This window comes from Antarcticimicrobium luteum (genome assembly GCF_004358185.1).
Classification (GTDB): Bacteria; Pseudomonadota; Alphaproteobacteria; order Rhodobacterales; family Rhodobacteraceae; genus Antarcticimicrobium; species Antarcticimicrobium luteum.
Genome location: NZ_SMUV01000050.1, coordinates 35,294 through 54,986 on the forward strand (window position 1 = coordinate 35,294; position 19,693 = coordinate 54,986).

The following is a 19,693-nucleotide window of genomic DNA, read 5'->3' on the forward strand; positions in this document are numbered from 1 at the left end:
AAATCCCCATATGCCGTGCGAGCCTTGAGCCATAGCACGGAGTATTGAAATGGAACGGATTCTGCGCGCGGCCCTCGGCCTTGTTTTCGCGGCCCTCTGGGGCATTTCGGCATCGGCACAGCAGGCAACGCCCGAGTTTCGATATGTCGTCACCAACGACATGGATTTCTATGGCTCGGACCTCGACGCGCTGTTCGATACCGACCTGCCAAGCTGCCTGCGCGCCTGCACCGCCAATCCGCGCTGTGTCGCCTTTACCTATAACACCCGGTCGAATTCCTGTTTCCCGAAAAGCGGGGTGCGTGAACGCGCCCCCTATGACGGCGCGCTTTCGGCCGAGAAACTGACGACGCCCGCCGCCGTCACCGCGCGCGGCCTGGCGCGCGCCGTCGATCTGGATTTTCTGGGCGAGAGCGATCTGGCGCAGGCGCGCGACCGGGCGCGGACGCTAGGCCTGATCCACCGTGCCGGGGGCATGGAACTGAAGGCCGTCCTGGACGCGATGACCGAAAGCCGGCAATCGGGCAACCTCCAGCGCGCGGCGAACTGGACCGGCGCCGTCGTCTCGCTGACCGATGCGGGCGCCTATTGGAGCGAATATGCCCGCCTGATGCTGCTCCTGCGCAGCGACAGCAGCAGCCGCCAGCGCGATTATGAGCGCCGCGCGCAGGAGGCGGCGATCAACGGCTATCTGCGCGCCGATACCGATGCTGCCCGCGCCACCGCGCTGAGCGTGCTGGCCCAGGCGCTGGAACGGCGCGGGCGCGGCCGCGACATGATCCCGGCGCTGCGGCTGGCCAGCGATATCCAGCCGCGCGACGACATCCTGGCCGCGCTGGACGATGCCATCGGAAAATACGGCTTCCGCATCACCGACAGCAGCGTCGAGAGCGATACCGACGTGCCGCGCATCTGCGCCGAATTCTCCGAGGGTCTGGTCAAGGCGGGGGTGGATTACGAACCCTTCCTGCGGCTGCCCGCGCCGGAACTGGCGGTGCAGCCGCAGGGGCGGCAGCTCTGCGTCGACGGGCTGGAGCATGGCACGCGCTATCGCATTACCTTTCGCCGGGGGCTGCCGGCGGCGAGCGGCGAGGTGCTGCAGAAGGACGTCACGCTGACCCATTACGTACAGGATCGCAGCCCGACAGTACGGTTTCCGGGCCGCGCCTATGTGCTGCCGAAATCGGCCGATGCCGCGCTGCCGGTCGAGACGGTCAACGTCGACACCCTCGATCTGACCCTGCGCCGGGTCAGCGACCGCAACCTGATCCGGGCGATGCAGCAGGACTATTTCGCGCGTCCCCTGTCCTATTGGCAGGAAGAGGATTTCGCCGACAGCGTGGCGCAGCAGGTCTGGACCGGCACGGCCGAGGTGGGCAACGCGCTGAACCGCGACATGACCACCCGGCTGCCGATGGGCGAGGCCATCGCCGGACAGGGGCCGGGGATCTATGTGCTGACGGCCAGGGTGCCGGGGGCCGATCCCTATGACGATCCGGGCGCGACCCAGTGGTTCGTGCTCTCCGATCTGGGGCTTACCACCATATCGGGCACGGAGGGGCTGCATGTGCAGGTCGCGGGGCTCTCGGACGCGCAGCCGCGCGCCGGAGTCGAGGTGACGCTGGTGTCGCGCGCCAATGCGGTGCTGGGCAAGGGGACCACGGATGCGGAGGGGCACACCCTGTTCGACGCCGGGCTGACCCGGGGCAGTGGCGGCGGCGCCCCGGCGCTGGTCGTGGCGCGGCAGGGGGAGGACGATCTGAGCTTTCTGTCGCTGACCGAACCGGCCTTCGACCTTTCCGACCGCGGCGTCGAGGGGCGCCCCCCCGCCGGGCCGGTCGATGTGTTCCTGACCACCGACCGCGGCGCCTATCGCGCGGGCGAGACGATCCATGCCACCGCACTGGCCCGCGACGGCGCCGCAAAGGCCATCAAGGGGCTGCCGCTGATCGCCATTCTCAGCCGCCCCGACGGGGTGGAATACCGCCGCCGCATCTCCGGCGGCGGCGATGCGGGGGGGCATGTGTTCTCTTTCCCGGTTGGGGCGAGCGCGCCGCGCGGCTCCTGGCGGCTGGAGATCAGGACCGACCCGGATGCCCCGGCGCTGGCGAGCCAGACGGTGCTGGTCGAGGATTTCCTGCCCGAGCGGATCGATTTCGATCTGGCGCTGCCCGACGCGCCGCTGCGCGCGGGCGACACGCCGCCGCTGTCGATCACCGCGCGCTATCTGTTCGGCGCGCCGGGAGCGGATCTGAGCGTCGAGGGGCAGGTTCTGCTGCGCCCCGCGACCGAGGTGGCGGGCTGGCCCGGCTATCGCTTCGGCCGGCATGACGCGGCCGGTCGCGCCGAGAGCAGCTATTTCGGCGGCGCGCGCACCGATGCGCAGGGTCTGGCCACCGTGGCGGTGGAACTGCCGCGGCCCGAGGCGGGCGGTCAGCCGCTGGAGGCGACCGTGATCGCGCGGCTGGCGGACGGCTCCGCCCGGCCGGTGGAGCGGCGGCTGAGCGTGCCGGTGCGCCCGGACGGGCCGGTGATCGGCATCAAGCCCATGTTCGACGAGGTGGTGGCCGAGGGGACCGAAGCCGGGTTCCAGGTGATCGGCCTCTCGCCCGAGCTGACGCCCGAGCCGATGGCGGTGCGCTGGACCCTGAACCGGGTCACCACCCGGTATCAGTGGTATCAGCTTTACGGCAACTGGAACTGGGAGCCGGTGACGCGGCGGGCCCGCATCGCCGGGGGCGAGGCCACACTCGGCGGCGCGCCTCTGGTGGTTTCCGCGCCGGTCGACTGGGGCGAATACGAGCTGGTGGTGGAGCGGACCGACGGGCGTTATGCGGCCTCTTCGGTCGATTTCTACGCGGGCTGGTATGTCGCGGCCGATGCGGCCTCTACCCCCGACCGGCTGGATCTGTCGCTCGACCGCGAAAGCTATGCGGTGGGCGACACCGCGAAACTGCGGATCGTGCCGCGCGCGGGCGGCACCGCGCTGATCACGGTGATGGCGGATCGGGTGATCTCGCGTCGGGCGGTGACGGTGGAGGCGGGCGAGACCGTCATTCCGCTGGAGGTGACCGCCGATTGGGGCACCGGCGCCTATGTCGAGGCGACGGTGATCCGGCCGATGGATGTGGCGGCAGGGCAGAACCCGGCGCGGGCCATCGGATTGGCGCATGCCGCCATCGATCCCGGCGACAAGGCCCTGCAGGTCACCATCGACGCGCCGGAACTGACCCGGCCGCGCGGCAGCGAGCGCGTGCGCGTCACCGTGGCGGGCGCGGCCGAGGGCGAGCGGGCCTGGCTGACGCTGGCCGCCGTGGATCTGGGCATTCTCAATCTCACCGGCTTCGAAAGCCCCGATCCGCAGGGGCATTACTTCGGCCAGCGGCGCCTGGGGGTCGAGCTGCGCGACGTCTATGGCCGGCTGATCGACGGGATGAACGGGGCGATGGGCGTGGTGCGCTCGGGCGGCGACGCCGATGCGGGGATGCGGATGCAGTCGCCGCCGCCGACGCAGGATCTGATGGCGGTGTTCTCCGGCCCGGTGCAGGTGGGCCCCGATGGCGCGGTCTTCGTCAATATCGAGCTGCCCGATTTCAACGGCACCGTGCGGCTGATGGCGGTGGCCTGGACCCTCGGTGCGGTGGGCCAGGCGGAGGCCGATATGCTGGTGCGCGACCCGGTGGTGGTCACCGCCAGCCTGCCGCGCTTCCTGGCTCCCGGGGACGAAAGCCGGATCCGGCTGGAGGTGGTCCATGCCGACGGCCCCGCCGGGCGGATGGCGCTGGATCTGACCGCGCGCGGGCCCGGCATCGCGCTGGGCGCGGGTCCGGCGCCCTTCGATCTGACCGAGGGCGGCAAGGCGGTGGTCGAGGTGCCGGTGCGCGCCGTGGGCGTGGGCGATCCGATCATCGAGCTGGCGCTGACCACGCCGGACGGCCAGACCCTGACCCAAAGCCTGCGGCTGCCGGTGCGAAGCAACGATCCGGTGGTGGCGCAGACGCGGCGGTTCTCGCTGGGGGCGGGCGACCGGTTCGTGTTCAGCGACGATGTCTTTGCCGGGCTGATGCCGGGCACGGCAAGCGCGATCCTCTCGGCCGGGCCGCTGGCGCGGTTCGACGCGCCGGGACTGCTGGCGCGGCTCGACCGGTATCCCTATGGCTGCACCGAACAGGTGACCTCCAAGGCGCTGCCGCTGCTCTACCTCTCTTCCGTGGCCCGGGCGACCGGGCTGGGCGACGGCCCGGCGGTGGACGCGCGGATCGCCGGGGCGGTTTCCCGCATCCTGACGCGGCAGGCGCCGAACGGGTCGTTCGGCCTCTGGCGGGCGGAATCGGGGGATTTCTGGCTCGATGCCTATGTCACCGATTTCCTCTCGCGCGCAAAGGCCGAGGGGCATCAGGTGCCTGACCGGGCGTTCCGCCAGGCGCTGGACAACCTGCGCAACCGGGTGAACTACGCCCCCGATTTCGATGCCGGTGACGACGCAGGCCGCGACGTGGCCTATGCGCTGATGGTGCTGGCGCGCGAGGGCGCGGCGGCGATGGGCGATCTGCGTTACTACGCCGATGTGAAGGCGGATGATTTCGCCACGCCGCTGGCTGCCGCGCAACTGGGCGCGGCGCTGGCCGCCTATGGCGATCAGCCGCGCGCCGACGCGATGTTCGCCCGCGCCGCAAAGCTGATCGAGAACCGGCCCGAAACCGGCCGCCTGTGGCGCGCCGACTATGGCACCGACCTGCGCGATGCGGCCGGCGTGCTGGCGCTGGCGGCCGAGGCGGGCAGCGCGGCGGTGGACCGGGATGCGCTGACCGCAAGGATCACCCGCGCCGATCTGCGCCCCTCGACCCAGGAGGCGGCCTGGTCGCTGCTGGCGGCGCATGCGCTGATCGCATCGCCCGAGCAGTCGGGACTGCGCGTCGACGGCGCGCCGATCACCGGCCCCTTCGTGCAGATGCGCGCCGATGACACGCCGGCCCCGGGGGTGGAGATCACCGCCGCCGACGGGCAGGCCACCGATATCACCCTGACCACGCTCGGCGTTCCGCAGGTGGCGCCGGAGGCGGGCGGCACCGGCTATGCGATCAGCCGGAAGTACTACAGCCTGGAGGGGGTGCCGGTGGACGGCGACCGCTTTGCCGTGGGCGAGCGGATGGTGGCGGTGATCGAGGTCACCCCGTTCGAGGCGGCGGGCGCGCGGCTGATGGTGGACGATCCGCTGCCCGCCGGCTTCGAGATCGACAATCCGAACCTGCTGCGCTCGGGCGATGTGCGGGCGCTGGACTGGCTGAAACCCTCGGCGGCGGAACATGCGGAGTTCCGCTCCGACCGGTTCCTGGCCGCCCTCGACATGCGCGAGGCGAAGAAAGTGACGCTGGCCTATATCGTGCGCGCGGTGACGCCCGGCGTGTTCCACCATCCGGCGGCCTCGGTCGAGGACATGTACCGTCCCCGGTTCCGCGCACGGGGCGAAACCGGCCAGGTGACGGTGACCCGGTGATGCCCGGGCGCGCGCTGGCGATGGCGCATTGGCGGCGGCTCGACGGCGAGGGCACCGACCGCTGCACGCTGGCGCGGGCCGAGAACGGCTGGCTGCTGACCGGGCAGGTCCATTGGCAGGAGGGCGGCGAAGAGTCCTCGCTCCTCTATACCGTGCGCTGCGGGCCGGACTGGGCGACGCTTTCGGCCGATATCGCCGGGGAACGGGCCGGCGCGCCGGTGGCGCTGCGCATCCTGTCCGGGCCGCAGGGGTGGCGGATGAACGGGGTGGAGCAGCCGGGCACGGCGGGCTGCACCGATATCGACCTGAGTTTCACCCCGGCGACCAACCTGCTGCCGCTGCGGCGGTTGATGCCAGAAGGGCCGGTTCCGGTGCGGGCGGCCTGGCTGGTGCCGGGGCTGGACCGGCTGGCGCCGCTGGAGCAGAGCTATTGCCCTCAGGAGGATGGCAGCGTCGCCTATACCTCGGCCAATTTCGAGGCGCGGCTGGAGGTGCACCCCTCGGGTTTCGTCACCCGTTACCCCGGGCTCTGGGAGGGCTGGGTCGATGGCTAGGGCGGCGCGCGGGTTCTTCGCGCTGGCGCTGCTGCTCTACAGCGCGGCGGCGCTGCGGGATGCGGGCGACGCCTGGGTGGCGGCGACCGACCTGCCGGTGGTGCTGTCGGAGACCTCGGTGGAAATGCGGGATCGCGACGGCGTGCTGCTGCGCGCCTATCCGGTGGCCGACGGGCTGATGCGGCTGGCCGCGCCGCCCGCTGGCGGGGTGGACGCGCGCTATCTCGCGATGCTGCTGGCCTATGAGGACAAGCGGTTTCGTCGCCATCATGGCGTCGATCCGCTGGCGATGGGCCGCGCGGTGGCGCAGGCGCTGTGGAACGGGCGGGCGGTCTCCGGCGGCTCGACGCTGACCATGCAGGTGGCGCGGCTGCTGGAGGACGGCGGCACCGGGCGATGGGCGGGCAAGCTGCGGCAGATCCGCGTCGCACTGGCGCTGGAGCGGCGGCTGGACAAGGACCGGATCCTGACCCTTTACCTGACCCACGCGCCCTTTGGCGGCCATCTGGAGGGAATACGGGCGGCGACGCTGGCCTGGTTCGGCAAGGAACCCGCGCGGCTGACGCCCGCCGAGGCGGCGCTGCTGATCGCGCTGCCGCAATCGCCGGAAACCCGCCGCCCCGACCGCCATCCGCAGGCGGCCCGCGCCGGTCGTGCGCGGGTGCTCGCCCGGATGCAAGCGCGTGGCGTGCTGACGGCGGAACAGGCGGCGACGGCGGCGCGTGCGCCCTTGCCGCAGGCGATGCGCCCGTTTCCGCTGCTGGCGCCGCATCTGGCCGATGCGCTGCGCGCCGCCGATCCGCTGGCGCCGCGCCACGACGTGACGCTGGAGGCCGGGCTTCAGGCGCGGATGGAGGCGCTGGTGGAAGAGGCGGCGCGCAAGGCGGGGCCGCGCGTCTCCGCCGCGCTCCTGATCGCCGATCACCGCAGCGGCGAGATCCTCGCCGCTGTCGGCTCGCCCGCCTATGCCGGGGCGGAGCGGCGCCAGGGGTTCGTCGACATGACCCGCGCGCTGCGCTCGCCCGGATCGACGCTGAAACCGCTGGTCTACGGCCTCGCCTTCGATCAGGGGCTGGTGCATCCCGAAACGCTGATCCGCGACGGGCCGGTGATGTTCGGCCGCTATGCGCCGCATAATTTCGACGGGCAATTCAGGGGCGACGTGCCGGTGCGGGCGGCGTTGCAGATGTCGCTGAACATCCCGGTGGTGAAACTGACCAACGATCTCGGCCCCGCGCGGGTGATGGGGGCGCTGCGCCGCGCCGAGGCGCATCCGCGGTTGCCCGGCGGCGCGCCGGGGCTCGCCATCGCATTGGGCGGGGTCGGCACCAGCCTGCGCGATCTGGTGCAGCTTTACACGGTGATCGCCGGGGGCGGTCAGGGGCCGGTCCTGCGCGACCGGCTGGAGGCACCGCGGGCAGAGACGGCCCGGGTGATCTCGGCCGCCGCGGCCTGGCAGCTGGGCGATATCCTGCGCGGACTGGCGCCGCCGCCGGGCGCCCCGGCGCATGCGCTGGCCTACAAGACCGGCACCTCCTACGGTCACCGCGATGCCTGGGCGGTGGGCTTCGACGGCGGCCATGTGATCGGCGTCTGGATGGGGCGCGCCGACGGCACCCCGGTGCCGGGCGCCTTTGGCGGCGATCTGGCCGCGCCGGTGCTGTTCGAGGCCTTCGGGCGGCTGAAGGCCGAGATCGAACCGCTGCCCGCGCCGCCGCCCGAGACGCTGATCCTCGGCACCGCCGAGCTGCCGCCGCCACTGCGCCGCTATCGCCCGCGCGGCGCGGCGCTGACCGCCACCGGCGGGCCGATGCTGACCTTTCCGCCCGATGGCGCGCGGCTCGCGCTTGGCGACGGACGGCTGACGCTGAAGCTCAACGGCGGCGCGGCGCCCTTTACGGTTCTGGCGAACGGGGCGCCGGTGGCGACCGCCCTGCGCGCGCGCGAGGTCGACATTCCCAGCCCGGGCAGGGGATTCTCGACCCTTGTCGTGGTGGACCGCGACGGGCTCAGCGACCGCGTCTCGGTCGAACTGGAATGATCCGCGCAGACGTGGCATCCCTGAAGAACGCCGATCCAACCCCGAGGACATCATGCAGATCTTTCCCGTGGGCAGCCGCCCCACCACCGATCCCAACCCCGACTATTTCACCGGCGCGGTCAGCTTCGATCCGGTGATCGACGCGCCGGAACCGGCCCGCGTCAACGCCGCCCGCGTCAGCTTTGCCCCTAGCGCGCGCACCGCCTGGCATACCCATCCCTATGGCCAGACGCTGCACGTGCTGTCGGGTTCCGGCCTGATCGGGTTGCGCAACGCGGCCCCGCAGCGCATCCGCGCCGGCGACACCGTGTGGATCCCGCCAGGGGAGGAGCATTGGCACGGCGCCGCGCCCGACACCGCGATGGTGCATCTGGCGATCCAGGAAAAGGAAGACGGCAGCGCCGCCACATGGCTGGATAAGGTCAGCGACGCCGATTATCTGCGCAGCCCGGAATAAGCGTGCACGGGGGCGTGCGGATCGCTCTGGACGGCCCCGAAAACCGCCGCTGATCCCTGTCGCGCAATTTGCTCCGAAAACCGGTTCCCACTTTTCGGATTGCGCTCTAACGTGCCAGAGATGCTGCGCTATTCGCTCAAACGTCTGCTCTCGCTGATCCTCAGCCTGGCCGTCGCCAGCCTGGTGATTTTTTTCGTGATCGAGGTGGCGCCGGGCGATCCGGCCTCGTTCATGCTGGGCATCAACGCGCAGCCCGACACGGTCGCCGCGCTGCGGGCCGAGCTGGGCCTCGACGTGCCCAAGGCAGAGCGCTACCTGAGCTGGCTGGCCGGCATGGCGGCCGGGGATTTCGGCACCTCCTATACCTATCGCACACCGGTGGCGGGCATGATCGCCGACCGGCTGTGGGTGTCGCTGCCGCTGGCGCTCTATGCGCTGACGCTGTCGACGCTGATCGCCTTTCCCGCCGGCATCTATGCCGCCGCCCGGCGCGGCAAACCAGGCGACGCGGTGGTGATGGGGGCGACGCAACTGGGCGTGGCGGTGCCGAATTTCTGGTTCGCCATGATGCTGGTGCTGATCTTTGCCATCAACCTGCGCTGGTTCGGCGCCGGCGGTTTCGCCGGCTGGGAGAATGGGCTGCTGACCGGCCTGCATTCGCTGACCCTGCCGGCCATCGCGCTGGCGCTGCCGCAGGCGGCGATCCTGGCGCGCGTCATGCGCTCGGCACTGCTCGATATTCTGGGCGAGGATTTCATGCGCACCGCGCGGGCCAAGGGCCTCAGCCGCCGTCAGGCGCTGTGGCGCCACGCCCTGCGCAACGCGCTGATCCCTGTGCTGACGATCATCGGGCTGCAATTCTCGTTCCTTCTGGCCGGGGCGATCATCATCGAACAGGTGTTCTACCTGCCCGGCCTCGGGCGGCTGGTATTCCAGGCGATCAGCGCCCGCGACCTGATCGTGGTGGAATCGGTCGTGATGCTGCTGGTCTTTGCGGTCATCACGGTGAATTTCCTGGTCGATCTGGCCTATGCGCTGGTCGATCCGCGGCTGAGGGCGCGGACATGAGCCGCAATCTGATCCTCGGCGGGCTGCTCTCGGCGCTGGTGGTGCTGGCGGCGCTGACCTCGTTCCTGTGGACGCCCTACGATCATGCGGCGATGAACATCCCGGCCAAGCTGCAGACGCCCGGCGCGGCGCACTGGTTCGGCACCGATCATTTCGGCCGCGACATGTTCAGCATGATCATGGTGGGCGCGCGCACCTCGATCGCGGTGGCGCTTCTGGCGGTGGGCATCGGCATGGGCCTGGGGGTGCCGCTGGGGCTGGCGGCGGCGGCGCGCCGGGGCACCTGGGCGGACGAGGTGATCATGCGCGGCAACGATCTGGTCTTTGCCTTTCCCAGCCTGGTGATCGCGATCCTGATCACCGCCGTGTTCGGCCCCGGTGCGGTCAACGCGATCATCGCCATCGGCATCTTCAACATCCCCGTCTTCGCCCGCGTCACCCGCGGCGCCGCGCTGAGCCTGTGGGAACGCGACTTCATCCTCGCCGCGCGGGTGGCGGGCAAGGGCGCGGCGCGGATCTCGGCCGAGCATATCCTGCCAAATGTGGCGAACCTGCTGATCGTTCAGGGCACCATTCAATTCTCTCTCGGCATTCTCGCCGAGGCGGGGCTGTCCTATGTGGGCCTGGGCGCGCAGCCGCCGACGCCGAGCTGGGGCCGCATGCTGGCCGACGCCCAGACCATGGTCAGTTTCGCCCCCCATATGGCGCTGATCCCCGGGGTGGCGATCATCCTGACCGTGCTGGGACTGAATCTGATGGGCGACGGGATGCGCGACTGGCTCGACCCCCGGCTGAGGGGGAGGGGCGGATGAGCCTGCTGGAGATCACCGGGCTGACGCTGAAGATCGCGGGGCTGACCATCCTCGACCGGGTGAGCTTTTCCGTCGCCTCCGGCGAGATCGTGGCGGTCACCGGCGAGAGCGGCTCTGGCAAGTCGATGACGGCGCTGTCGGTGATGCGGCTGCTGCCCGAGCGGGCGGTGGTGAACGGTCACGTCATGCTGGAGGGGCGCGATCTGCTGGCGCTGCCCGAGGCCGATATGTGCGCCACCCGCGGCCGCGAGATCGGCATGGTGTTTCAGGAACCGATGACGGCGCTGAACCCGGTCAGGACCATCGGCGATCAGGTGATGGAGACGATCCTGATCCATCGGGCGATGGACCGCGACGCCGCCCGCGCCCGCGCCCGCGAGGTGCTGGACCGGGTCGGCCTGCCGGCGGACCGCTTTCCGCTCACGCGCTACCCGCACGAGCTGTCGGGCGGACAGCGCCAGCGGGTGGTGATCGCCATGGCCATCGCGCTGCGCCCGAAACTGCTGATCGCGGATGAGCCGACGACCGCCCTGGATGTGACCACCCAGGCGCAGATCCTCGACCTGCTCAAGGGGCTGGTCGAAGACTATGGCATGGGGCTGCTGATGATCACCCACGACCTTGCCGTGGTCTCGGACATGGCCGACCGCATCGTGGTGATGCGCCGCGGCGAGGTGGTCGAACAGGGCGAGACGCGGCAGCTTTTCGCGCGGATGCACCACCCCTATACGCGGATGTTGTTCGAGGCCTCGGGGCACCGGGTCGCCCTGCCCGAGCCGCCGCCGCCGCAGCCCCTGCTGGAGGTGAAGAACGCCGTGCGCGATTATCGCCTGCCGCGCCGGCACCTCCTGCGCGATCCCGGCCATCACCGGGCGGTCAACGAGGTGAGCTTTACCCTCAACCGCGGTGAACGGCTGGGGCTGGTCGGCGAATCCGGTTGCGGCAAATCCACCCTGACCCGCGCGATTCTCGGGCTGGAGCCGTTGCAGGGGGGCGAAATCCTGCTGGGCGGCCAGCCGGTCTGGTCCGGCCAGCGTCCCAACCTCGATGTCCGGCGGCGGATGCAGGTGGTGTTCCAGGATCCCTACGGCTCGTTCAACCCGCGCCACCGGGTCGAACGGCTTGTCACCGAACCGTTTCACCTGCTGGACGATCCGCCGCGCGGGGCGGGGCGGCGCGAGGCCATCGCCGAGGCGCTGACGGCGGTCGGCCTGCAGCCCGGGGACGCGCGCAAATACATCCACGAGTTTTCCGGCGGCCAGCGCCAGCGCATCGCCATCGCCCGCGCGCTGATCATCCGGCCCGAGCTGATCCTGTTCGACGAGGCGGTGAACGCGCTGGACGTCTCGGTGCGCGCCCGGATCCTCGACCTGCTGGCCGATCTGTGCCGCGCCTATGATCTGAGCTATCTGTTCATCAGCCATGACCTGAGCGTGGTGCGCACGGTCACCGACCGGGTGCTGGTGATGCAGGCCGGCGAGATCGTCGAGCAGGGCGCGACCGAACAGGTTTTTTCCGATCCGCAGCACGCCTACACCAAGGCGCTGATCGCGGCGGCGCCCAGGCTGCCCGAGGTCGGCGCGGCGTGAGGCGGCGGTGCCTCCGGCGGTCGTTATTGAAATGAGAAGAAGGGCCGGGCCGGACCCGGCAGGGAAGGAGCCTGTGATGAGCGATGCAAACCCGATCTGGTTCGATCCGGCACTCTGCCTGATCGGCGGTGTGTGGACAAAGTCCGGCGGCGGCGGGACCCTGCCGCTGATCGACCCCTCGGACGGGTCCGAGATCTGCCGCATCGCGCGGGGGACGGTGGCGGATATCGACGCGGCGGTGGCCGCCGCCCAGGCCGCGCGCGACGGCGACTGGGGCCGGATGACCGCCGTGGAACGGGGCCGGGTGCTGACCCGGATCGGGCAGCTGGTGCTGGAGCGGGTGGAGGTGCTGGCGCGGCTGGAGGCGCGGGATGTGGGCAAGCCGCTAAGCCAGGCGCGGGCCGACGCGGTGGCGCTGGCGCGGTATATGGAGTTCTACGGCGGCGCGGCCGACAAGGTGATGGGCGAGACCATCCCCTATCTCGACGGCTACACGGTTTACACGCTGCGCGAGCCGCATGGGGTGACCGGCCATATCGTGCCGTGGAACTACCCGATGCAGATCATCGGCCGCTCGGTCGGCGCAGCGCTGGCGATGGGCAATGCCGCGGTGCTGAAACCGGCCGAGGAGGCCTGCCTGACCGCGCTGGCCTTTGCCCATATCGCGCAGGAGGCCGGGCTGCCCGCCGGTGCGCTGAACCTGGTGCCGGGGCTGGGGGCCGAGGCCGGCGCGGCGCTGTCGGGGCATCCCGGTGTGCAGCACGTCAGCTTTACCGGCTCGGTCCCCACCGGCGCGCTGGTGCAGGCGGCGGCGGCCAGGAACGTGGTGCCGGTGACGCTGGAGCTGGGCGGGAAATCACCGCAACTGGTGTTCGACGATGCCGATCTCGACGCGGCACTGCCCTTCCTCGTCAACGCCGGCTGCCAGAACGCCGGGCAGACCTGTTCGGCCTCGTCCCGCATCCTTGCCCAGCGCGGGGTCTACGAGGCGGTGAAGGCGCGGATGGCGGCGGCCTATGGCGCGCTGACCGTCGGACCGGCGCTGGAGGATCTGCGCATGGGGCCGCTGATCTCGGCCCGGCAAAAGGAGATCGTCAGCGGGTTTCTGGACAAGGGTGCCGATCTGGAGATCGCCGCGCAGGGCGTCATCGTCGATCACGCGCCCGAGGCCGGGGCCTATGTCCGCCCGACCCTGTTTGCCGATGTGCCACCCGATCACCCGCTGGCGCGCGACGAGATTTTCGGCCCGGTGCAGGTTCTGATCCCGTTTGAGACCGAGGAAGAGGCGGTTCAGATCGCCAACAGCACCGACTACGGGCTGGTGGCCAGCGTCTGGACCCGCGACGGCGCGCGGCAGATGCGGCTGGCCAAGCGGCTGCAGGCCGGCCAGGTCTTTATCAACAACTACGGCGCCGGCGGTGGGGTCGAGCTGCCGTTCGGCGGGGTCGGCAAGTCCGGGCACGGCCGCGAGAAGGGGTTCGAGGCACTCTACGGGTTTTCGCAGCTCAAGACGGTGGCGGCATTTCACGGGTAGGCTTGCCGCGCGGCCACTTCGAAACCGCCGCCCCTTGTCCGGGCGGGCGCCGGGTCTGCACCGAGGCGGGGCGGCGGCGAGGCGCCTAAACCTCGACCTTGATCCGCTCCTGCTCGCCCACCCCGAAGATGCGCTTGTAGCGTTCGATCTCGTCCGTCGGGCCCATCGCCTTTTCGGGGTTGTCCGACAGCTTGACCGTGGGCCGCCCGTTGGCGCTGACCGCCTTGCAGACGAGCGAGAAGGGCGCCAGCGCGTCGTCCGGCACCAGCCCGCGGAAATCGTTGGTCAGCAGGGTGCCCCAGCCAAAGCTGACCTTTACCCGGCCTTTGAAATGGTCGTTGAGATCGACGATCTTTTCGACGTCGAGCCCGTCGGAAAAGATGATGCGTTTTTCCCGCGGATCCTCGCCGCGGGATTTCCACCAGTCGATCGCCATCTCGCCGCCCTTGATCGGGTTGCCGCTGTCGATGCGCATGCCGGTCCAGCCAGCCAGCCAGTCAGGCGCATTCTCAAGGAACCCCTGAGAGCCGAAGGTGTCGGGCAGGATGATGCGCAGGTTGCCCTCGTGCTCGTCATGCCAGTCCTGCAGCACCTTGTACGGGGCCTGGGCCAGTTCCTCGTCGGTTTCGGCCAGCGCGGCATAGACCATCGGCAGCTCGTGCGCGTTGGTGCCGATCGCCTCCAGATCGCGGTTCTTGGCGATCAGGCAGTTCGAGGTGCCGGTAAAGCTGCTGCCCAGCCCCTCGACCATGGCGCGCACGCACCAGTCCTGCCAGAGAAAGGAATGCCGCCGCCGGGTGCCGAAATCGGCGATCGGGGGGCCACCGACCGCGCGCAGACGCTCGATCTTTTCCCACACGCGGGTCATCGCGCGGGCATAGAGTACCTGCAGCTCGAACCGGCGCATGTCGTTCAGCACGGCGCGCCCGCGCAGCTCCATCAGCACGGCGAGGGCGGGGATTTCCCACATCATCACCTCGGGCCAGCTGCCCTCGAAGGTCAGCTCGTACTGGTCGCCGCGCCGCTCCAGGTGATAGGGCGGCAGGCGCAGCCCCTCGAACCATTCCATGAAATCGGAGCGGAACATCTGCCGCTTGCCGTAGAAGGTGTTGCCGCGCAACCAGGTGCTTTCGCCGCGGGTCAGGCTGAGCGAGCGGATGTGATCGAGTTGTTCGCGCAGCTCCCCCTCGTCGATCAGCCGGGCCAGCGGAACGTGATCGGAGCGGTTGATCAGCGAAAAGGTGACCCTTGTGTCGGGCCTGTTGCGAAACACCGACTGGCACATCAGCAGTTTGTAAAAGTCGGTGTCGATCAACGAACGGACGATCGGGTCGATCTTCCATTTGTGGTTGTAGACGCGGGTTGCGATGTCCAAGGCGGGCCTCGTGAATTTGTGCCCAAGCGTGATACGTCAGACCGACCCCCGGGGCCAAGGAAAATCACGCCGCCGGTTGCGGTTGCGTCCGCGCTGTGCAGGCCAGCATGCCCCTCAGCAATTCGGCCCGGCGCACCGGCTTGGTCAGGAACCCGTCCATCCCGGCGCCGAGACAGGCCTCTTTGTCGCTGTCGAAGGCATTCGCGGTCAGCGCGATGATGACCGGCTGTTTCCCCGCCTCGGCGCGGATCCTGCGGGTCGCCTCGATACCGTTGAGGCGCGGCATGGACATGTCCATCAACACGATGTCGGGGTGGGTTTTCAGCGTTTCGGCCACCGCCTGCTGCCCGTCGTGGGCAAAGCTCAACCTCAGGTCAAGCCCGTCCAGATACTTGCGGATCAGGGTGCGGTTGACCTCGGCATCCTCGGCCACCAGCACATGCTTGCCCTGCAGCAGGGCAATATCCCCGGCCCGCGGCATCCGGGCCTCGCCCGCGGCGCAGTCGGGCCCGTATTCGGCCCAGGGCAGGTGCAGCCTGATGGTGAAACACGATCCCCTGCCCGGTTGCGATCGCACCGCGATGGTTCCGCCCATCTCTTCGATCAGCATCCGCGAAATGGTCAGGCCCAGGCCGGTTCCGCCGAACTGCCGCGTGGTCGAGGCATCGGCCTGCGCGAAACGCTCGAATATATGCTCCTGCTGGTCCACGGGGATGCCGATCCCGGTATCCTCGACCTCGATCAGAAGATCGGCGGTCTCCGTGCCGGCGCCTGCGATGCTTGCGCGCACCGTCACACCGCCGCTCAGGGTGAACTTGACGGCGTTGCCGATCAGGTTGATCAGGATCTGCCGCAGCCGGCTGTCATCGCCGTGCAGACGGTCGTCGCCCGCGCCCTCGAAATAAAAACGCAGCCACAGCCCCTTTTCCTCGGCCAGCGGGCGCAGCAGGCGAACCGGCTCCTCCAGGCAGGATCTGAGATCGAAGTCCACCGGGTCCAGCCGCACCTTTCGGGCGTCGAGCCGTGACAGGTCCAGCACGTCGTTGATGATCGTCAAAAGCGCCTGGGCCGAGTTGCGGATGGTATTGGCATAGACGCGCTGATCCGCCGACAGCCCGGATTCGATCAGCAGGTCGGCCATGCCGACCACCCCGTTCATCGGCGTGCGGATCTCATGGCTCATCGTGGCGAGAAAGTCCGACTTGGCCCGCGCGCCCTCCTCGGCCGCCTGCCGCGCCTGGACCATCTCACTCTCGTGTTTCTTGGTTGCGGTAATGTCCCGCTCGATGGCGATCAGCATGTCCACATCGCCGGCCTCGTCGATCACCGGGACCTGGTTGGTCTCGATCCAGATCGCCTCACCGGTCTTGGTCCGGTTCTGGATTTCGCCGCGAAACGGCACACCGAGCGCGACAGCATCGCTCAGCACCGCGATGGTCTTTGGGTCGGTCTCCGGGCCGTTCAGAAGATCGCCTGGCAGCCGCCCGATGGCCTCGTCCGGCGTATAGCCGGTTATCCGGGTAAAGGCGTCATTGACCCATGTGATATTGCCGCTCCGATCCAGCAGCAGAACGCTGTCATTGGCGTTGCGGGCCACCAGCGACAGCCGGTGCGCCTCTTTCTGCCGCTGCGCGAGCTTCCGGTTGGCCTCTTCCAGTTCGGCGCTTTTCTCGATCACCGCGCGGGTGGACCGTCTGTTCCGGTGAAACCCGGCGATGACATAATCGAGAAAGGCGAACACCATGAATCCCAGCATCAGCGTGCCGGCTGCGTTCATCGAGAACCTTGTATCGGGCGGGCCGTAAAGGATGCCGGACAGCACGAACAGGCCAATGGCCACCCCGGCGTAGATCGCCAGCCGGATCGTTCCTGCCGCCGGGTGATAGGGCAGCACCAGCCCCGCGTTGATCGCCGCGCCGGCCAGAAAGGCGACCGCGAAAAGCGGCGAGGCGCTGGTGGTTTCCCCGAACCACGCCAGACCGATGCAGATCGAGATGGTGATCGCCTGAAACGCGCCGGTCGCCGCGCTGACGGCATAGACGCGCTCCAGCGACTCGCCCTCGTTCAGCCGCCGTCCGACACTGCGCAGATAGAGGCAATCCACCGCCTCGCCGAGCAGCGCGATCAGCATCGCGGCAAAGCCGGCCTGCGGCCCGTTCATCATCCACAGGAACAGCCCGCCCACGACGGTCATGATCTGGCGGCTGCCGAAATTCTTGACCCGGCCGCGCGCATGGCGCCGCAGCAGGCCGGACTTGCTGTTGCGCACCTCGAATTCCGAAATTGGATCGCCGGGCCCCATAACCCAATTCGGCATAGGCATATTCCTGATGGCTGAACCTGTCTTCGGTTCAGTTAGCCACCCGGTCGTTAATAAACTCTTCAGGTCAGGGCGACACCGGCCTTTTCCATCGCTTGCAGCGCCGCCTGCAGCGAGCCGTCAAGGTCGATGGCGCGGCAGGCATCCAGCCGGACGGTCACCTCAAACCCCAGCCGCGCGGCATCCACCGCCGAGAAATGGACGCAAAAATCGGTGGCCAGCCCGGCCAGCGTCAGACGGTCGATCCCGCGGCTGCGCAGATATCCCTCAAGCCCGGTGGGCGTGCTCTGATCATTCTCGAAAAACGCCGAATAGCTGTCGATCGCCGGGCGGAACCCCTTGCGCAGGATCAGGTCGCCGTCGGTGCGCAGGCGGGGGTGAAACGCCGCCCCCCTCGTGCCCTGCACGCAATGATCGGGCCAGAGCACCTGCGGCCCATAGGGCATCTCGGTCATCTCGAACGGCGCCTTGCCCGGATGCGACGAGGCGAAAGAGGAATGGCCCGCCGGATGCCAGTCCTGCGTCAGGATCACCGCGTCGAATTCGGGCATCATCGCGTTGATCGGATCCACCACGGTATCGCCGTCGGGCACCGCCAGCGCGCCGCCGGGGCAGAAATCGGTCTGGACGTCGATCACGATCAGGGCATGGGTCATGGGCAATCCTTCCTTTGGCAAATTGGTAAGAACCGCCCGCCCGGTGGTCAAGCGATGCAATTGCTATTTTGGTACCAAGGTATATATATCGCAACATGAAACGAATCGAACGCGTACAAACCGGGCTGCGGCTTGAAAAACGCCTGCTCAAGGTGCTGAAAGCGCTGGCAGAGCATCTGGACATGTCGACCGCCGATCTGATCGAGGGCATGGCGCTGCACGCCTTCGAGGGCAAGGCGCCGTTTTCCGCCGCCACGCTGGAAAAGATCGCAATGCTGAAACAGGTCTATGACTTCGACCTGACAGCCGGCGACAGCCACAAGCTGCGGGAGGACGGCGAATGAGCGATCCTTACGACCGAATGCTTGCGGCGCTGGACGCCGGCACGCTCGACCCGGCGGCGTTTTCCCACCGCGATCATGTTGGGGTGACGGTCGCCGCGCTGAAACAGGATGATTTCTATGATGCGCTGGCCCGCATCGCGTGCGGGTTGCAACGGCTGGCGGGCAATGCCGGGGTGCCGGAGAAATTCAACGCCACGGTGACCTTTGCCTTTGTCAGCCTGATCGCGCAGCGGATGGAGGACGGCGGCGGCAGTGTCGAGGATTTCCTGGAGGGCAATCCCGATCTGCTGTCGGGGAACCCGCTGGCAGGACTCTACCCCGAAGGCCAGGCCGATACGCCGTTGGCCAAACGGGTGCCGGTATTGCCGGGGGTGCAGGGGTAGACCCCTTCCCACCGGACCGAGGCGGTCCTCCGAGCGAAACCCCTGCGCGGAATCAAGGCCGACGGCCGCCGCGCAAGCCCCGCCCCCCTGCGCGCCCCTGTCCTCTTGCCGGAACGGCCCCCAAGGCGTAAATGCCGCCCATGTACACGATTGCCGCACTCTACCACTTCACCCGTTTCCCGGATCCCACCGCGCTGAAACCCGCGCTGCTGGCGCTTTGCCTGGCCCAGAACGTGCGCGGCACCCTGCTGCTGGCGCGCGAGGGGATCAACGGCACCATCGCCGGCCCCCGCGCCGGCATCGACGCGGTGCTGGCGCATATCCGCGCCCTGCCCGGCTGCGCCGATCTGGAATGGAAAGAGGCCACCAGCGATCATCCCCCCTTCGCCCGCATGAAGGTACGGCTGAAGCAGGAGATCGTCACCATGGGCCAGCCGGACGTCGATCCGCGCGCCCGCGTCGGCCATTACGTCGAGCCGCAGGACTGGAACGACCTGATCCGCAGCCCCGATGTGGCGGTGATCGACACCCGCAACGATTACGAGGTCGCCATCGGCACTTTCGAGGGCGCGGTGGACCCGGAGACCGACAGCTTCCGCGATTTTCCCGCCTGGTGGGAGGCCAACAAGGAGCGGTTCCACAACAAGCGGATCGCCATGTTCTGCACTGGCGGCATCCGCTGCGAGAAATCCACCAACTTCCTGCTCGGTCAGGGCATCGACGAGGTCTATCACCTCAAGGGCGGCATCCTGCGCTATCTCGAGGAGGTGCCGGCAGAGGACAGCAGCTGGCAGGGCGAATGTTTCGTCTTCGACAACCGCGTCTCGGTCGGCCACGGGTTGAAAGAGGGCCCGCACGAGTTGTGCCATGGCTGCCGCCGCCCGATCCTGCCACAGGACAAGGCGCGCCCGGAGTACGAGGCCGGCGTCTCCTGCCATCTGTGCATCGACGAGACCTCGGAGGCGGACAAGGCCCGCTTCCGCGAGCGGCAGAAACAGATCGCCCTGGCCCGCGCCCGCGGCGAAAGGCATCTGGCGGCGGAATAGACACCCACGCCCGTCCC

Annotated in this window: 14 protein-coding genes; 11 read left to right on the forward strand and 3 right to left on the reverse strand. The window is 68.9% G+C overall.

The genetic code is table 11. The features are described 5' to 3' along the window. The first annotated feature begins 49 nt into the window (after positions 1-49). The 8 genes from E1832_RS04420 (at position 50) to E1832_RS04455 (ending at position 13,552) form a co-directional block, all read left to right on the forward strand. Positions 50-5,497, forward strand: a complete 5,448-nt coding sequence (locus tag E1832_RS04420; RefSeq protein ID WP_133358526.1) for an alpha-2-macroglobulin family protein — start codon at positions 50-52, stop codon at positions 5,495-5,497. Continuing rightward, positions 5,497-6,051 carry a putative glycolipid-binding domain-containing protein gene (locus tag E1832_RS04425; protein ID WP_133358527.1) on the forward strand — a complete coding sequence of 185 codons (555 nt, stop codon included), beginning with the start codon at positions 5,497-5,499 and terminating at the stop codon, positions 6,049-6,051. Before E1832_RS04420 ends, E1832_RS04425 begins: the two co-directional genes overlap by 1 nt. Continuing rightward, a complete protein-coding gene (pbpC, locus tag E1832_RS04430) occupies positions 6,044-8,092 on the forward strand; it encodes a penicillin-binding protein 1C (protein ID WP_133358528.1) in 2,049 nt (682 codons plus the stop codon). Before E1832_RS04425 ends, pbpC begins: the two co-directional genes overlap by 8 nt. A gap of 52 nt (positions 8,093-8,144) precedes the next feature. Then, positions 8,145-8,549 (forward strand): (R)-mandelonitrile lyase, encoded by a 405-nt coding sequence (locus E1832_RS04435; RefSeq protein WP_133358529.1) that lies wholly within the window; start codon positions 8,145-8,147, stop codon positions 8,547-8,549. Positions 8,550-8,669: 120 nt separating this feature from the next. Beyond that, the gene (locus tag E1832_RS04440; RefSeq protein ID WP_133358546.1) at positions 8,670-9,617 is read left to right on the forward strand and encodes an ABC transporter permease; all 948 of its coding nucleotides are present in this window, start codon (positions 8,670-8,672) and stop codon (positions 9,615-9,617) included. Beyond that, a complete protein-coding gene (locus tag E1832_RS04445) occupies positions 9,614-10,429 on the forward strand; it encodes an ABC transporter permease (RefSeq protein WP_133358530.1) in 816 nt (271 codons plus the stop codon). The genes E1832_RS04440 and E1832_RS04445 overlap by 4 nt, the downstream gene beginning before the upstream one ends. Then, positions 10,426-12,018, forward strand: coding sequence for an ABC transporter ATP-binding protein (locus E1832_RS04450; protein ID WP_133358531.1), 1,593 nt, complete (start codon positions 10,426-10,428; stop codon positions 12,016-12,018). The genes E1832_RS04445 and E1832_RS04450 overlap by 4 nt, the downstream gene beginning before the upstream one ends. A 76-nt stretch (positions 12,019-12,094) precedes the next feature. Continuing rightward, positions 12,095-13,552, forward strand: a complete 1,458-nt coding sequence (locus E1832_RS04455; RefSeq protein ID WP_133358532.1) for an aldehyde dehydrogenase family protein — start codon at positions 12,095-12,097, stop codon at positions 13,550-13,552. Positions 13,553-13,637: 85 nt separating this feature from the next. Here E1832_RS04455 and pncB read toward each other — a convergent pair whose 3' ends face one another. The 3 genes from pncB to pncA all read right to left on the reverse strand — a co-directional run bounded on the left by pncB (position 13,638) and on the right by pncA (position 17,903). Further along, positions 13,638-14,927: a nicotinate phosphoribosyltransferase gene (gene pncB, locus E1832_RS04460; RefSeq protein ID WP_133358533.1), complete on the reverse strand. Its 1,290-nt coding sequence runs from the start codon at positions 14,925-14,927 to the stop codon at positions 13,638-13,640. Between the two features lie 64 nt (positions 14,928-14,991). Continuing rightward, positions 14,992-17,244, reverse strand: coding sequence for an ATP-binding protein (locus E1832_RS04465; protein WP_165978794.1), 2,253 nt, complete (start codon positions 17,242-17,244; stop codon positions 14,992-14,994). A gap of 65 nt (positions 17,245-17,309) precedes the next feature. Beyond that, positions 17,310-17,903 (reverse strand): bifunctional nicotinamidase/pyrazinamidase, encoded by a 594-nt coding sequence (gene pncA, locus E1832_RS04470; RefSeq protein WP_133358535.1) that lies wholly within the window; start codon positions 17,901-17,903, stop codon positions 17,310-17,312. 95 nt (positions 17,904-17,998) lie between these two features. Here pncA and E1832_RS04475 point away from each other — a divergent pair, with 95 nt between their 5' ends. The 3 genes from E1832_RS04475 (at position 17,999) to trhO (ending at position 19,676) form a co-directional block, all read left to right on the forward strand. Then, complete coding sequence (locus E1832_RS04475) at positions 17,999-18,247, forward strand: hypothetical protein (RefSeq protein WP_133358536.1); 249 nt, start codon at positions 17,999-18,001, stop codon at positions 18,245-18,247. After that, positions 18,244-18,630 (forward strand): hypothetical protein, encoded by a 387-nt coding sequence (locus tag E1832_RS04480; RefSeq protein WP_133358537.1) that lies wholly within the window; start codon positions 18,244-18,246, stop codon positions 18,628-18,630. Before E1832_RS04475 ends, E1832_RS04480 begins: the two co-directional genes overlap by 4 nt. 140 nt (positions 18,631-18,770) lie before the next feature. Next, positions 18,771-19,676, forward strand: a complete 906-nt coding sequence (trhO, locus tag E1832_RS04485; protein WP_133358538.1) for an oxygen-dependent tRNA uridine(34) hydroxylase TrhO — start codon at positions 18,771-18,773, stop codon at positions 19,674-19,676. Positions 19,677-19,693: the final 17 nt, after the last annotated feature.